Genomic DNA, 15,190 nt, shown 5'->3' on the forward strand with positions numbered 1-15,190 from the left:
CTTGGACTGAGTCATTGAAGAAGCTGGTTCGCCAGACAATCCTCACGGGTTACATCCGCGAAGGTCTGAATACTGGGATGGCGTAGAGTGTGATGATGAGTCAACTCCATATATTGCACTTTGACTCCTATTCGTGGTTCCACCCAGGTGGTCTCTGCACTGCGCTCGGGTACATTATGGAACGGTCTGTCCTGTCTGATCAAAGGCTCGACTTGATGGGTGAGTTCCCGCCACGTATTGGAGTTCAATTTGCCAGTCCCGACATGACCAATATAGACAAAATTAGGCCCATCATATACACCGACCGCGACGGCATTCACAATACCGCTCCGGTACGTGACTCCCCCGATCATGGCATATACATCATGCATGATTTTGACTTTCTGCCAGCGCTGGTCCTTGCCCTGTATGCCATAACTGCTGGTGAGATCCTTGCAGACAATGCCTTCCATCTGATGTTGTCTCATGACCGTAAGCAGGGAAGAGGCATCAAGCGTATTGGTGACCTCCTGAACATGGGGAGCGGTGTTAAGGACCTCGTGCAACAGGCGCTGTCGATCTGCCAAAGGCTGATCCGTCACCCATTTCCCCTCATAGAACAGGATATCAAATACCATATATGTGACCGGAATCTGATGTATGGCTTGGGCGATACCTTCGGGTCTGCTCATCCGATCCCGCCGAAGAACATGATAAAACGAAGGTTTTCCGGTGTCTGGGTCCAGCGCAATAACTTCTCCATCCAAAATATAAGAGGAGCCTGCACATAAATTGCGTGGTGTTACCAGCTCGGGATACTGTGCGGTTCGATCATGTAATCTGCGATTCACCAGGCGCAGCTCATGCCCGTCCTCATAGGCAAGCATGCGGACTCCATCCCACTTGACCTGGGCAATCCATTGCGGTCCTGTGGGTAAGGTATCTCTGGAGATGGGTTCGAATGGAATCAACGGTTTGAACATGGGGTACTCCTTTCTTGTCCGGAGCATTAGAGAAACGAACGCCCTAAACATCATGCGTCTTTTCGATCTCCATATTTTTTGAATTTAACTTGTCGGAGTAGTCGTTAGGATGCACTAATATGGACGGTCTTATAAAAAGCGAATGAAAAAGCCCGGGTATCCGATCTCTCTGTGATGTGGAGAAATCAGGTACTCGGGCTTATGTTATGAAATTATCCATAATGATCGTGTGTGTCCTAACAAAATCAATTGGCAGCGGTTAGACGTACACGGATGTTCTGTGGGTCTACCGTAAACCAGGTACCCTCCACTTGTGTAACGACTGCACCGGAATGACGCAATTGTTCAAGTGCCTGATCCAATTGTTCCTTTGAGGCGTACACAATGGTGAAGTAGTCAATTCCTGTAGCGTTATCTGGATTAGCAGGTGCATTCACTCCTGCCCAGATATTAAGTCCCAGATGGTGATGATAACCCCCAGCGGAAACAAACAGCGCAGACATGTTGGCGAAGTTGCCCACGATATCAAAACCGAGTATGCCGGTGTAATAGTTGCGGGCTTCTTCCAGGCTGCGGACGTGGAAATGTACATGACCAATAACGGTGCCAGCAGGCAGGCCATGCCAAGGTTCATTCTCCGATATGGCAAACAGGCTTTCCACATCTACAGGATCACTTGCCATTACGTAGTTATTGTCGCTATCCCGTTTCCAGGTATCACGTGCACGGTCCGCATAGATTTCAATTCCGTTCTGATCGGGATCGGAGATATAGAAAGCTTCGCTGACCAAGTGATCACCTTGGCCGATATCGATGCCGGATGCAGCCAGATTACGAAGAGCAAGACCAAGGGACTTGCGGTCCGGCAGCAAGATGGCGAAATGATACAAGCCAGCGTGTGAGCGTTCCGGCAGGGTAATTCCATCCGTGAGCTCTTCCAATCGCAGCAGGGACTGTTTTCCGTCGGCTGTCAACGTAGCCACTTTGCCACTCCGCTCAAGTAATTTTAATCCAACCACATCGGTATAGAACTTAATTGAACGCTCCAGGTTCATAATTCGGAGACTCACTTCACCCAGATGGGTTGTGGCAGGGATTTGATACGTTGTATTCATGATGGTTTCCTCCTGAGAATAGATAATATGGGTTCTCGTTTGATTGTGTATATGCGTTGAAAACGGATTATTTAATTGCATACTGTTGAAGCAGAATTACAGGGTGACTGTATATTCATAAATAAGTTACTTTTCATAAGTTAATATAAAATATAAATCAGCTTTCGTCAATCGCATTTTGCAATTATAACTGGAGTTTTATTGACTAGTACTGCTTCAATCGTTCTGTAAAACAAAAAAATCCGACTGTGAAGCCGGATCGGAGTAGACCTCGTTACATGAGTCATATAACGGAATCGGTCTTGCCTTAGCGACATTCAAACTTTTGGTTTGGGTGTCGCCTTTTTTCTTTTGGCTGGTGCAGCAGGTGTATCGGATTCTCCTCCGGCAACCGCTTGAGCAGGCGTTTTTCGCGGTGCACGTTTCTTAGGCTTGGCCGTTGTTGTCCCAGGGTCAGCCGGAATAGGCTTCACGGCCTCGATACTTGCCTGCAAGGCAGCCATCAAATCCATCACGTTGGCTTCAGGTTTGGCTGGAGCAATCTTGATTTCTTCGCCTGCCACTTTGTGCTGAATAAGATCCAGCAGTTTGCTGCGATAGTCATCGGTGTATTTACCGGGTTCAAAAGGCGTGGACAATTGATCAATCAGCAACTTTGCCATCGTGAGTTCCTTTTCATTCACGTTCTGCACTTCAGGCAAGTTGGGCACCTGGGAGACAGGACGAATCTCGTCCGGATAGAAAATCGTCTCCATGGAGAGGCAATCTTCCAGCACACGTATGGCAGCCAGACTGCTTTTGGAGCGAATGGAGATTTTGGCGATCCCAATTTTGCCGGTATCTCGCATCGCGTTCATCAACAACTGGTAGGCATTTCCCCCAGCCTGATCGGGCGATAGGTAATATGTTTTCTGAAAATAGATCGGATCAATCTCAGTCAAGTCGACAAAATCCAGTATGGTAATGGTTTTGCTGGTGGAATCATTTAACGCTTCCAATTCATCTTTCTCGAAGAGAACAAACTTTCCTTTTTCATATTCATAGCCTTTGGTGATCTCTTCCCACTTCACGTCCACTTCACAGGAGGGACATTGACGAACATAAGCGAGCGGGCTGCCGCAGACTTTATGGATATAGCGCATCGAGATGTCTTTGTCTTCGGTAGCCGAGAACATTTTGACAGGGACATGCACAAGGCCAAAACTGATTGCACCTTTCCAGACGGTATGCATAGATCGGCTCCTTTCAAAAGGTTGTTCAAAAATTTCCGCTTTTGATTACGAATCATGCCTAGCGGCATGATCAGCATCGAATATGAAATTCAGCCCAAATGTCCGTTGCTCACGTAGTTTGCCTACGCTCCGCTACTCCATTTCTAGCTTTATTCCATCTTCTCGGTACTGAAAACCGGACTTTTTGAACACGGATTATATTCAATAGTATGGGCATCTGGCGCGAGGGATAATCGTCTTGTAGACGAACGAATTCGTATGGTTCGGCGAGACTCGGGGATGATAACAGAAACATGTTTGGATTCCGACAGGAAGACGAGCATGGGATAGGTAGTTATTCTCGCAGCACATATGCCGGGAGGTGCAATATTGAAGAACAGACGTGATGAGGAAGAAGCACACAAGCATGCATTTTCTCCATATCCTCTTGCCGAAGCCGAAAGTGCTGAAGAATTCTATACACCTGCTACAGCTGTAAACTGGGAAGCGGTCACTTCGGAAGAATTGCCCCTTGATCGGGAGTCGTTCATGCTCGACATTGACCGGATGGTGAATGAAGGGTTAGGCGGGGGACAGGTTACGGAAGATAACGGTTATATTGGTGATAGCACAACAGACACCATGATTAGGGAAGACCACGAAGATCCGGAAGGGGAGTATGAATAAGATGATGGATGCAAAGCGGGCCAAAGCGATCTATGATTCGAAGGATACTATTGCTGTTACGCTGGAAGGTGATCCGGTCTGGATCGAGAGTGTGGATGAAGCCAATGGCATGGCAACCGTTCAGGTGGGCAGTAACCCGGGAAATACCCATACGGTACGTGTGGATCGTTTGGAGGAGTAGATACAAGTAGCATATAGTTATTGAGGGATTTGAGAATGAATAAAAGCTGAAATTTATGCATAACACGGCCGGTACCGAGAGGTGCCGGTTTTTGGTTTTTCCTAGTGGGTGTCTGAAACTTCGAAGGAAGCGAGTTTTGTGACACGTCTAATAATGCATGTTATATTTCCGCTTGCCTCCTTGGATGTTGCGGGGGAAGAAAGGGACCGATATAATAAGGTTCAAAGTGAACTCAGGCGGCTGGACCGCCAAAGGTGGGGCGAATATTGAATCAGACGCACGAGCAGTGGGTGTATCAATCCCATGGCATTGCAGATACAGAAGCACTCGCTTCCGCACTCGCCAGACAGGCAAACGCCGGCATGGTGGTTGCTTTGGATGGTGATCTGGGCGCGGGTAAAACGGCATTTTCACAGAAATTTGCCTGGCATTTGGGTGTACGTGATGTGGTAAGCAGTCCCACATTCACGCTAATTAAGGAGTACGAAGGGCGTTTGCCTTTATATCACATGGATGTATATCGCATATCGCTGGAAGAAGCGGATGAGCTTGGACTTGATGAATATTTCTATGGAGCCGGAGTCAGTCTGGTGGAGTGGTCGAGTATCATTCCCGAATTGCTGCCGCAAGAGCATTTGCATGTGCAGATTGAAACAACGGGCCTGGAGGATCGAACGATTACACTGGATGGGTACGGCGAGACTTATGCAGCCATGTGCCGACAGTTCAGACAGAATGGGGTCAAATGATGATGGAAGATTTACAAAAAGAGCCGCGTCAGCGGTTTTTGGCGTTGGATACATCCACCGCAGTGATGGCAGCTGCGATGATGGAAGATCATGCGCTTCTGGAAGAACGCAATGAACGGGCTGAGCGCAACCATTCGGTACACGTTGTACCGGTGATGGAGCAGCTGCTGGCCGCCAGCAACACACAGCCAGGGCAACTTGACGGCATTGCCGTTGGCGTTGGCCCAGGCTCGTACACGGGCATCCGCATTGCGGTGACCGCGGCGAAGACACTGGCCTGGGCGTGGGACATCCCCGTAGCCGGGGTGTCCAGCCTTCAGGCCATCGCCTGGGGCGGCTGGCACAGCGGCCTTGCCGCCAAGGCGGAAGCTGCGGCAGAGGATGCCGCAGCAGGGGCTGGCGGAACGCCATCCGCGGACCAGGGCAGCACAGGTGCTGCCCCTGTCCACTGGATCGTTCCGCTTGTGGATGCACGGCGCGGTCAAGCGTGCACCGCGCTGTTTGCCTCCGCCGGGAGCGATGCGCCCCGGCGTCTGGCCCCTGATGCCATCCGCAAGATGGACGGATGGCTGGAAGCCCTCGCCGCCCGCATGGCGGAGGCGGCGCCGGAAGAGCGGCCCGTAGCCGTCTGGATCGTCGGCGAGACGGGCCCTCATGCTGCGGCAGCGGCGGAGCTTCACTGCCCCGCAGGAACGGCGCTCCAGCTCGTACCTTATGAGCTGGAAGGCCGCTGGGTTGGGCGCCTTGGCGCCGCCGCGCTGCTTGCAGGTCAGCGTGATGACGTGCATGCGCTGGTGCCGAATTACACCCAGCTGTCCGAAGCGGAAGCCAATCTGCTGCGCAAAGGCTAAAGGGGGAGGGGAAGCAGATGGACAATGTGGCGAATAATAAGCAGGAAGCAACGCTTCAGTTCAGGTTCATGACACTCGCGGATATTCCCGATGTGATGGAGATTGAACATGAGGCCTTTACCCTGCCCTGGACGGAAGAAGCATTTCAAAATGAATTGACACACAATCATTTTGCTAAATATATGGTGATGGAATTGGAAGGCAAGGCCATTGGCTATGCAGGTATGTGGACAATCATGGATGAAGCCCATATTACCAATATTGCAGTCAGAGGCGCGTATCGTGGACGCAAGCTTGGCGAAAAGTTATTGGATGAATTAATGAGCACAGCGGCTTATCTCGGGATGGAACGAATGACGTTGGAGGTCAGAGTCTCGAACAGCATTGCTCAGCGTTTATATCAGAAAAAAGGGTTTGAATCGGCGGGTCTTCGTAAGGGGTATTACTCCGATAATGGGGAAGATGCGATGATTATGTGGGCGAACTTGCCGTCTGCAGGCCGGAGCGGCGAAGAGGAAGGAAGCGTACTGGATTCATGAACGAACTTAATGAAAAAATAAATTCTGCACCATCCTACATTTTGGCGGTGGAGACAAGCTGTGATGAAACGTCGGTAGCAGTAGTGAAGGATGGACGGGAAGTGCTGTCCAATCTGATCTCAAGTCAGATTGAGACGCATAAGGCATTTGGTGGAGTAGTACCTGAAGTGGCTTCACGGAAACACGTTGAAGTCATTACGTTGATGCTGGAACAAGCGATCGAACAGTCCGGCATTCGTCCACGTGATCTAAGTGCAATTGCTGTAACACAGGGACCTGGGCTGGTCGGAGCACTGCTGGTGGGTATCGTTGCGGCCAAAACGATGGCGATGGCACTGGGCAAACCGCTCATTGGCACACATCATATTGCCGGGCATATCTATGCCAACCGACTTACTCATGAACTGCAATATCCAGCGATGGCACTGGTCGTATCCGGTGGACATACAGAACTTGTGCATATGGAATCCGAGGGCAAGTTCAAGCTGATTGGTCGTACACGTGATGATGCTGTAGGCGAAGCGTATGACAAAGTAGCACGTGCACTGGGTTGTCCTTATCCTGGTGGCCCGCATGTGGACCGGATGGCGTCTGAAGCGGAGGACGTAGTGCCATTACCACGGGTATGGCTGGAAGCAGGTTCGTACGATTTCAGTCTCAGTGGTCTGAAGTCTGCTGTACTGAATGTGCTCAACCAGGCCAAAATGCGCGGAGAAACCTTGGAGCCGTCTGCGGTTGCACGTGGTTTCCAGGAAGCTGTTGTTGAAGTGTTGGTGGAGAAAGCCGTTAGAGCAGTTCGTGAGTATGGTTCACGTCAACTGTTATTATGCGGTGGTGTTGCAGCTAACCGGGGGTTACGCTCGGCATTACAGGAGCGATGCACGAAGGAAGGGCTTGAACTGTTAATCCCGCCAATGGAATATTGTACAGATAATGCGGCCATGATTGGAGCGGCTGCGTATCTGAAATGGCAGCGGGGAGAAATTGCTGAATTTGATGCGAAGGCAGATCCGGGACTTTCCCTGGAGGAATGGTCCGTTCAGTCCGTATAGGCAAGCAGTTTGAGATTAAGAGTTGACAACAGGGATGTAAAGAATGTATATTTAGTTACAAATTTAAACAGGAATTCAGATTCCTGAACTGATAAACGCGATGAACAGGAATAGTAAGGTCATTCCCGGTTATAGAGAGCTGCGGTATGGTGCAACGCAGTCGAAGGAAACCTGAAACTCACCTGGAAGCGGAACGATGGAACACGGTGACTCCCCGGGAGAATCCGAAGGCCGATCATGGCCCAAAGTACATGGTTACGGGTTGCCTCCGTGAATGGGCCGTTGTTGGTAGGACCGTTATTACAAGGATCAACTGACGATAACTGAGGGGGCTTTCAGGCTGCTTCAAGTGATCCGGATATGCGAAAGCATTCAGGGGTTGTCTTGAATGAACAGGAAGGAAGTCAACAAGAGTGGTACCGCGAAGGTGAACAGCCTGTCGTCTCTTGCATTATTGCATGAGGTGGCAGGCTTTTTTTGATTTTCAAAATAAGGATGAATGAAGTTAGGTCATATTATAAATGTGATGAACGGGAGCAGTAGAACGATAAAGCGCTCAGAGAGCTGCGGGGTGGTGCGACGCAGTGGCTGGAATCATTCGAATCTCGCCCGGGAACGGAGCTGTGGAAGCGTGGGGACGATATCTATCGCCCAGTTGTCCTGATGGACAACAACATGTGTTACACAGCAACGGTTAACCCCCGTTATAGGGTGTTTCTCCGAATTCCAGTGATGTCGTGCTTGCACGCACATCCAGCGGATCTCGGAGACGACGAGGTGGATGGAGTCCGGCGCAAGCCCGGCCCATCAAGCGAGAGTGGTACCGCGGAGGGGATAATAACCCGCCGTCTCTTATATGAGATGGCGGGTTATTTGTGTTTGCTGCCGGCAGCAGGGTGGGCATGGGAAGAACCATATGGAGATTGAAGAATCAGAAGGTCAGGGTGTAAGTCGACGTACACTCTGTCATGAAGGTAAGCATGATATACAACGAACGAGTAATGAACATTGAACAACAAGTATAGGCACGAAACATTCAATAGGTATTACTGATCACCAAGGACTAAGCTACAAACAACATATGTGTTTACAAACAAAATATATAACAACAGTGACGGCGATTAGCAGGTGTTCTGTGGCTCGTGGATCGTAACGAAAATATTTATAAAAATTTGATGGAGGTTGATGGATATGACAACAACTAATAACAAACGCATGATTGAGATTTTTGATACAACGCTGCGTGATGGAGAACAGGCACCAGGAGCAAGTCTGCAGCCCGAGCAAAAGATTGAACTGGCACACCAACTGGCTTCTCTGGGTATCGACGTCATTGAGCCTGGATTCCCGATCTCCAGTCCAGGTGAGTTCGCGGCGGTTCAGGCGATTTCGAGACAGTTGCAGAACGTGGAAATCTGCGGATTCGCGCGTGCGGTCAAAGGTGATATCGATGCAGCTGTTCAAGCAACAGCGGATGCAGCACGGCGCCGAATTCACCTGTTTATCTCTTCTTCGGATATTCATATCGAGCATCAACTGCGCCGTCCGCGCAGTGAAGTGGTGGCTACCGCTCGTGAGATGGTATCTTATGCACGCCAGTTCACGGACATCGTAGAGTTCACAGCTATGGATGCTGCCCGTACCAAGATGGACGATTTGATTGAAATGGTTGAAGTCGCCATTGAAGCTGGAGCGAGCATTATTAATCTGCCGGATACGGTCGGTTATGCCCTGCCACATGAGTATGGCGAGATGTTCCGCCGGGTGCGTGAGGGTGCAAGAGGCGGCGATCAGGTTCGCTATAGTGCTCACTGTCACAATGATCTGGGCCTGGCCGTAGCCAATAGTTTGGCTGCGATTGCCAATGGAGCTACCCAGATTGAAGTAACCATCAATGGTATCGGAGAACGGACAGGGAACTGTGCACTGGAAGAGCTGATTATGGCGCTGGAGACTCGGGGAGACGCAATTGGTGCAACGACGAACATTAAGCTGAATCAGCTGTATGAGACTTCACGTCAGATTAGCCGTGCGATGCACTTCCCGATTGCTTACAACAAACCAGTGGTGGGACGTAATGCATTCCAGCATGAATCTGGCATCCATCAGGATGGTCTGCTGAAGAATCGCAGCACCTATGAGATTATGGACCCGGAAGCGCTGGGTATTCCGCGCAGCATGATTATTTTGGGGAAACACTCCGGTCGTCACGCCCTGAAGGATCGGGTTCGTAAATACGGTTTTGAGCCGGATGAGCAACAGATGGAGCAATTGTATGAGGTGTTCAAAGAAACCGCAGACCAGCAAAAAGTGGTCAGTGACGACCAGTTATTACAGATGGTTAGCCAGACCATGAATATTCCTGCACAGGACTATGAACTGGTTGAATTGCAGGTGACAGCGGGCAGCATGACGGATCGAATGGCCGCCGTTCGCATTCGCACAAGCGCTGGAGAACAATCATACTCCGCTGTTGGCGGGGGACCCGTGGATGCAACCATCCGTGCGATTGGTCAAAGCATTTCCGATGATATTGCGTTTGTTGATATGGAGATGCATGCCTTGAGTGGGGGAGAGGGTGCAAGTGCAGAAGCTGTAGTTACCGTGGAGCGTGCAGGACGTGAGTTCCGGGGAACGGCAACACATAATGATATCGTCATGGCTGCCGGTCTTGCTTATGTAGCGGCTTGTAATGCTGCTGGGCTGAAGGCGGAGTCTTCCGAACATCATGAACAAGAAGCACATGCCTAAAACATCTTTGCCAGATCGTATCTACAGCGGCAATAGTAGCAATTGCAATTCGTTGTAAATATGCATGGCATATAGTAAATCAATGACGGGCAGGCCTTGAACGACAAAGGTCTGCTTTTGTCTTATTATGGAGGAGCATTGAGGAGTGGAAGGATGCATTTGTCAAGGTGTGACTATAGTTATCCACATATCCAGTGAAAATTGTGGGTAACTATGATAAAGTCAAACCAGTATAGTTTTCGAAACGAAAAGGGTTTAGGGGATAGAATGACTCCTTACTATCCACAAAGTTGTGGATAAAGTGGATAACTTGGTGGATAAATATGGTTTTTGTGTGTAAAATGCTATTCTACCGCTGTATAATTAAGCTTATTAATGTGCTTGCTATCTTGCTTTCTTGTGGATAAGTGTGAGGGAAAAGGGGATAAAAATATTTCTCTTCATTCGAGTAAATTTGACAAAAGTCAAAACAGCTTCCCTAACCTCCGTATGTTAGAGATCAATCTCAAGGAACATACAGAACATAAGGTTCATACCTTCAATACTCATCCGCAACAAACAAAAAGCTGATCCCAATAAGGAATCAGCCGGTGGTACAACTATACTTGTATGGACGCGATCAAGCCATGGTCTGAGTCTGTACAATTCGTCCTACTATTCCATAGCTAGTTCTTCCCAGTCCTCGTATGTTTTGGTGAGTTCTGCTTTGTGTTCCTCCGATTGTTGCTGGAGTTCTTGCAGCTTCATATAATCCTGATAGATTTCAGGCAGAGCCATCTGTGCCTCAAGTTCGGTAATCTTTGTTTCCAACTCCGCAATCTGTTGTTCCAGAGCTTCCTGCTTGCGTTGCCGGTTACGCTCTTCACGCTTCGCCTGTTTTTCCGCTTCGAATGAAGCCGCTCCGGATTTTTCGGTTGTGGCTGTGTTCAGATCGGATTTGGACGAGTTCTTGGACGAAACCTGACGTGCCACAGCGGCTTCACGTGCGATGTCCTCAAGCTCCTGTTTCTTCTCCACATAATCATCGTAATTACCGAGATAGTGTTCCGTTCCGGCAGGATGAAGCTCGACAATGCGCTCAGCCATTTTGTTGAGGAAGTACCGGTCATGGGAGATGAACAGCAGGGTGCCTTCATAATCCATTAATGCCGCTTCCAGCACTTCTTTGGCAAACAGGTCGAGATGGTTGGTAGGCTCGTCCAGAATGAGCATGTTGGCTTCCTTCAGCATCAACTTGGAGAGAGACACACGTGCTTTCTCACCTCCGCTGAGGGAGGAAATCTTCTTGAGCACATCGTCACCGCTGAACAAAAAGTTCCCCAGTACAGTCCGAATACGGGCTTCTTCCATCCCAGGGTAGGCACTCCACAGCTCTTCGAGAACCGTATTGGACGGATTGAGCCCAGTCTGTTCCTGATCATAATAGCCAATCTGCACTTTTGTTCCCCATTGGATCTCCCCGGTTACCGGACGTAAACTTCCCGTAAGGCACTTCAGCATGGTAGATTTACCGATACCGTTTGGACCAATTAGAGCAACGGTCTCCCCGCGCCGCAGATCGAAGGATACATTGCGGAACAATGGAGAGGCCTCGTCATAAGCGACAGACAACTGATCCACTCGAAGTACTTCCTTGCCGGACATAACAGCTGTTTCGAAGGAAAAGTGGGCTTTTTTCAAATCTCCCATCGGTTTATCAAGGCGCTCCATTTTGTCGAGGGCTTTGCGCCGGCTTTGCGCCCGTTTGGTCGTCGAAGCACGTACAATGTTTTTCTGGACAAAATCTTCCATTTTGGAGATTTCACCCTGTTGTTTCTCATATTGCTTCATCTGAGTTTCATATTCGGCAGCTTTGAGCTCCATATAACGGCTGTAATTTCCCGTATATTTTTTGGAGCGGTGACGTTCGATCTCAACGATGGTCGTTACGAGTCGATCAAGGAAGTACCGGTCATGGGATACCACGAGCAGTGCGCCTGAATAACCTCTCAGATAATCTTCCAACCAAGTAAGGGTGGCGATATCGAGATAGTTGGTAGGCTCGTCCAGCATGAGCAGATCGGGTGCCTGAAGCAGAATTCGAGCAAGCGCAAGGCGTGTCTTCTGCCCGCCGCTCAGCGTAGCAATGGGGGTGTCTGGCGAAAATTCGCCGAATCCCATCCCGTGCAGTACGCTGCGAATGCGGGTTTCCATCTCATAACCGCCATGGTCCTTGAACCAGTCGGAGCGTTTTGCATAACGTTCCAGCAGGTCCGCATACTTTTTCTCGTCTTCCATCTGGGCAGGGTCGGCAATATCGCGTTCCATCTGACGCAAATCGGCTTCAGCCTGTGTCAGGTGAGCAAAGACGTTCATCATTTCTTCCCAGATGTTACGGTCGGATTGAAGCCCGCTGTTCTGAGCGAGGTAACCGAGCGTCGTTTCTTTGGATTTGAAAATCTGTCCTCCATCATAGGACATTTCACCGGCTACAATTTTGAGCAAAGTGGATTTTCCTGCACCGTTTACACCAACGAGGCCGATGCGCTCGCGTTCTAATATTTGTAAGTTCACGCCGTCCAGGATAGGATCGACACCAAAACGTTTGATAATTCCGGATACTTGCAGCAGCATAAAATTAAGTTCCTCCATAGGTCCAGTTCTTGATATGACAACTATATCCCAGTTTACATGAAATACAGAGCAATTGCACCGATTGGGAACGCATGGGGTATGTAGTCTTTTTGATCAATCAATGATAAACTGAAAGAAGGCATGTTATTACATGAGGATTTTGCAGAAAATGAATCATTTTAACCATTCAACAAGATGACAACTGGTCATAACATATAAATTGTTTTAAATGAGAGCTTTTTTCTACCTTCCCTATCAACAGGAGGTTATTCAAGGATATGCAGGATCATGCGGAACTGAAAAGTCAGCTTCGATCCAGACTGAGACAGAGCCGTGATCTGATGGATGCAAGCATGCGTCAGCAGGCAATGACTAAGATTAACGCTGGAGTGAAGCGGGAGCTGGAGCGCCTTAGACAGGCCAAGAGTAAGGTCGTGAACAGACCACTCGTCATATTCAGTTATTTGTCCTATGGAAGCGAAGCGTCCACAGCTTTTCTGTTTCAAGAGGGCTGGAAACATGGAGATGTGATGTTTGCACCAAAAGTGTTGGCGAATCCACCTCGAATGGAGCTACGGCGAGTGACCGGAGAACAAGATCTGGAGCCAGGCATATGGGGGATACCGGAACCCAAGGATTCCTGTGAAGTCCTGACGCCTGATGATTGGCCGGGTATCGATCTCATATTGGTACCGGGGCTTGGTTATGATCTCCATGGCGGGCGTATTGGTTATGGTGGCGGTTATTATGATCGTTTTGCCGAGACGCTTGCAGCAACATGTGCGATGCCGGGCAAGAAACCGTTGATGGCTGCGATGGTGTTGCCGGGTCAGTTACAGGAGGAAATCCCGATGGACCTGCTCGATCTGCGGATTGATCTGTTGATAACAACCGAAGGTATATTACATATCGAATAAAGGGTTGTGATGTGATTGAGTTCAGAAGTGAACAACGGCCAGGATTCCGGTGGTAAACTTACCCATTTTAATGAACAGGGCCGGGCCCGGATGGTTGATATTTCGGGTAAGGAAATTACCGTACGTACGGCTGTGGCCGTGACGAAAGTGACGATGAATCCAGATACACTGGAAGCGATTCGGGAGGGCCGAATCGGTAAAGGTGATGTTCTGGCTGTGGCTCAGATTGCCGGGATTCAAGGCGCGAAGAAAACGTCGGACTGGATTCCGATGTGCCATCCACTGGCACTGACGGGTGTGGATATTCGTTTTCATGATAACGGAGTGGATGAATTACACATTGAAGTTACTGTCAAAACCGAAGGCAAAACGGGTGTTGAGATGGAGGCGCTCACGGCTGCCTCAGCTGCAGCACTGACGGTCTATGACATGTGCAAGGCCATGCAAAAAGATATGATTATCGGTCCAACCATGCTGAATTCCAAGAGTGGTGGCAAAAACGGTGATTACAGCCGATAGGCAATATTTATTTTCATAGAGGAGAAGGGTGATCTTTATGGTGTGGAGAACAGCAATCCTGACAGCCAGTGACAAAGGAGCCCGCGGGGAACGTGAGGATACGAGTGCACAAGTCATTCGGGAGCTGGTGGAAGAAGAGCTGGGTGGTCAAATCGTGGAGTACCGTATCGTTCCGGATGAACCCGATGAGATTATTGCGGCTTTGATTGAGATGACGGATTATTTTCACGCCGATCTGGTGCTGACAACCGGTGGCACGGAGCTGGCCATTCGTGACATTACTCCGGAAGCGACCCGGCGCGTAATTGAGCGGGAAGTTCCCGGGATGGCAGAGGCCATGCGGTACAGTGTAATGAGCAAAAACCGTTCTGCAATGCTGTTCCGTGGGGTATGTGGCATTCGTGGACGCACGCTGATTGTTAATCTGCCAGGTACACCAAAGGGTGTGCACGAACATCTGGCTGCCATTATGGATCAGCTTCCGGAAGCGCTGCTGATGGTTACGGGTCAGTTCAAGCAATAATTGGGCATGGACTCTTGGGCAAGATATCCGATTAGCCATGACCGTTGTTAGATTGTTCTAGTGACATCTCTTATTTGTGAATTTTGCGGGTTATGTAAGTGGTTACATCTATGGTATGATGGGCTTAAATTAAGAACGCAGCAGAGACATCTATGAACATCTGGCCGAGTATGCGCATCTTCGAAGCTTGAGACGAGGAGGATTATCAATGTTAAGTTCCATTGGACCAACGGGTTTTATTTTGCTGGCCGTGATTGCATTGTTGTTGTTTGGACCCAACAAACTTCCGGAACTGGGACGTGCAGTTGGGCGTACCTTCCGTGAATTCAAAGAGGGCGCTCGCGAGATTATCTCTGAGGATGACTCGTCCAATCGCAAAGAGCAGGAGAAGGCGAAACCGCTGGCGGCTGAGAGCACACCTGCAGACAAGCCTGCTGATAAACGCCTGCCGGAATAATCTTGACGGCAATGAAAGAGAAATCCCTTCCTGCCGGAAGGGTTTTGTATTTTAAGCTGGCAA

General features: G+C 49.4%; 15 protein-coding genes and 2 other annotated features. Of the genes, 11 read left to right on the forward strand and 4 right to left on the reverse strand.

Annotated features, from left to right (window positions below; translation table 11 throughout):
• Window positions 1-11: 11 nt before the first annotated feature.
• From MHB43_RS06885 to MHB43_RS06895, 3 genes are all read right to left on the reverse strand, one after another.
• On the reverse strand, window positions 12-962 hold the full coding sequence (locus MHB43_RS06885) for an RNA ligase family protein (protein ID WP_221819132.1): 951 nt from the start codon (window positions 960-962) through the stop codon (window positions 12-14).
• Window positions 963-1,207: 245 nt separating this feature from the next.
• A complete protein-coding gene (locus tag MHB43_RS06890) occupies window positions 1,208-2,077 on the reverse strand; it encodes a VOC family protein (RefSeq protein ID WP_221819133.1) in 870 nt (289 codons plus the stop codon).
• Between the two features lie 317 nt (window positions 2,078-2,394).
• Window positions 2,395-3,309 (reverse strand): Ku protein, encoded by a 915-nt coding sequence (locus MHB43_RS06895; protein WP_017690092.1) that lies wholly within the window; start codon window positions 3,307-3,309, stop codon window positions 2,395-2,397.
• A gap of 369 nt (window positions 3,310-3,678) precedes the next feature.
• Here MHB43_RS06895 and MHB43_RS06900 point away from each other — a divergent pair, with 369 nt between their 5' ends.
• The 7 genes from MHB43_RS06900 (at window position 3,679) to MHB43_RS06930 (ending at window position 10,098) form a co-directional block, all read left to right on the forward strand.
• Window positions 3,679-3,975: a hypothetical protein gene (locus MHB43_RS06900; protein WP_186327780.1), complete on the forward strand. Its 297-nt coding sequence runs from the start codon at window positions 3,679-3,681 to the stop codon at window positions 3,973-3,975.
• A 4-nt stretch (window positions 3,976-3,979) separates the two neighbouring features.
• Window positions 3,980-4,156, forward strand: a complete 177-nt coding sequence (locus MHB43_RS06905; protein ID WP_145321463.1) for an H-type small acid-soluble spore protein — start codon at window positions 3,980-3,982, stop codon at window positions 4,154-4,156.
• Between the two features lie 266 nt (window positions 4,157-4,422).
• Window positions 4,423-4,905, forward strand: coding sequence for a tRNA (adenosine(37)-N6)-threonylcarbamoyltransferase complex ATPase subunit type 1 TsaE (gene tsaE, locus MHB43_RS06910; protein WP_211084337.1), 483 nt, complete (start codon window positions 4,423-4,425; stop codon window positions 4,903-4,905).
• A gap of 2 nt (window positions 4,906-4,907) precedes the next feature.
• Complete coding sequence (gene tsaB / locus MHB43_RS06915; RefSeq protein WP_405132400.1) at window positions 4,908-5,756, forward strand: tRNA (adenosine(37)-N6)-threonylcarbamoyltransferase complex dimerization subunit type 1 TsaB; 849 nt, start codon at window positions 4,908-4,910, stop codon at window positions 5,754-5,756.
• Window positions 5,757-5,773: 17 nt separating this feature from the next.
• The gene (rimI, locus tag MHB43_RS06920; RefSeq protein WP_036668955.1) at window positions 5,774-6,295 is read left to right on the forward strand and encodes a ribosomal protein S18-alanine N-acetyltransferase; all 522 of its coding nucleotides are present in this window, start codon (window positions 5,774-5,776) and stop codon (window positions 6,293-6,295) included.
• On the forward strand, window positions 6,292-7,347 hold the full coding sequence (gene tsaD / locus MHB43_RS06925; RefSeq protein WP_017690086.1) for a tRNA (adenosine(37)-N6)-threonylcarbamoyltransferase complex transferase subunit TsaD: 1,056 nt from the start codon (window positions 6,292-6,294) through the stop codon (window positions 7,345-7,347). The genes rimI and tsaD overlap by 4 nt, the downstream gene beginning before the upstream one ends.
• A gap of 91 nt (window positions 7,348-7,438) precedes the next feature.
• Window positions 7,439-7,797: a binding site (T-box leader), on the forward strand.
• Between the two features lie 67 nt (window positions 7,798-7,864).
• Window positions 7,865-8,203, forward strand: a binding site (T-box leader).
• A 335-nt stretch (window positions 8,204-8,538) separates the two neighbouring features.
• Window positions 8,539-10,098 carry a 2-isopropylmalate synthase gene (locus MHB43_RS06930; RefSeq protein WP_036668956.1) on the forward strand — a complete coding sequence of 520 codons (1,560 nt, stop codon included), beginning with the start codon at window positions 8,539-8,541 and terminating at the stop codon, window positions 10,096-10,098.
• A gap of 654 nt (window positions 10,099-10,752) precedes the next feature.
• Here the strand turns inward: MHB43_RS06930 and MHB43_RS06935 are convergent.
• Entirely contained in the window at window positions 10,753-12,711 is a 1,959-nt protein-coding gene (locus MHB43_RS06935; protein ID WP_339185360.1) for an ABC-F family ATP-binding cassette domain-containing protein, read from the reverse strand.
• 278 nt (window positions 12,712-12,989) lie between these two features.
• Here MHB43_RS06935 and MHB43_RS06940 point away from each other — a divergent pair, with 278 nt between their 5' ends.
• From MHB43_RS06940 to tatA, 4 genes are all read left to right on the forward strand, one after another.
• Window positions 12,990-13,628 carry a 5-formyltetrahydrofolate cyclo-ligase gene (locus MHB43_RS06940; RefSeq protein ID WP_221819137.1) on the forward strand — a complete coding sequence of 213 codons (639 nt, stop codon included), beginning with the start codon at window positions 12,990-12,992 and terminating at the stop codon, window positions 13,626-13,628.
• A gap of 15 nt (window positions 13,629-13,643) precedes the next feature.
• Window positions 13,644-14,147, forward strand: a complete 504-nt coding sequence (moaC, locus tag MHB43_RS06945) for a cyclic pyranopterin monophosphate synthase MoaC (RefSeq protein WP_221819138.1) — start codon at window positions 13,644-13,646, stop codon at window positions 14,145-14,147.
• Between the two features lie 37 nt (window positions 14,148-14,184).
• Window positions 14,185-14,670: a molybdenum cofactor biosynthesis protein B gene (locus tag MHB43_RS06950; protein WP_017690080.1), complete on the forward strand. Its 486-nt coding sequence runs from the start codon at window positions 14,185-14,187 to the stop codon at window positions 14,668-14,670.
• A 208-nt stretch (window positions 14,671-14,878) separates the two neighbouring features.
• On the forward strand, window positions 14,879-15,127 hold the full coding sequence (gene tatA, locus MHB43_RS06955) for a twin-arginine translocase TatA/TatE family subunit (RefSeq protein WP_036611264.1): 249 nt from the start codon (window positions 14,879-14,881) through the stop codon (window positions 15,125-15,127).
• Window positions 15,128-15,190 lie beyond the last annotated feature (63 nt).

The sequence above is a fragment of the Paenibacillus sp. FSL H8-0317 genome, assembly GCF_045040685.1.
GTDB lineage: Bacteria > Bacillota > Bacilli > Paenibacillales > Paenibacillaceae > Paenibacillus.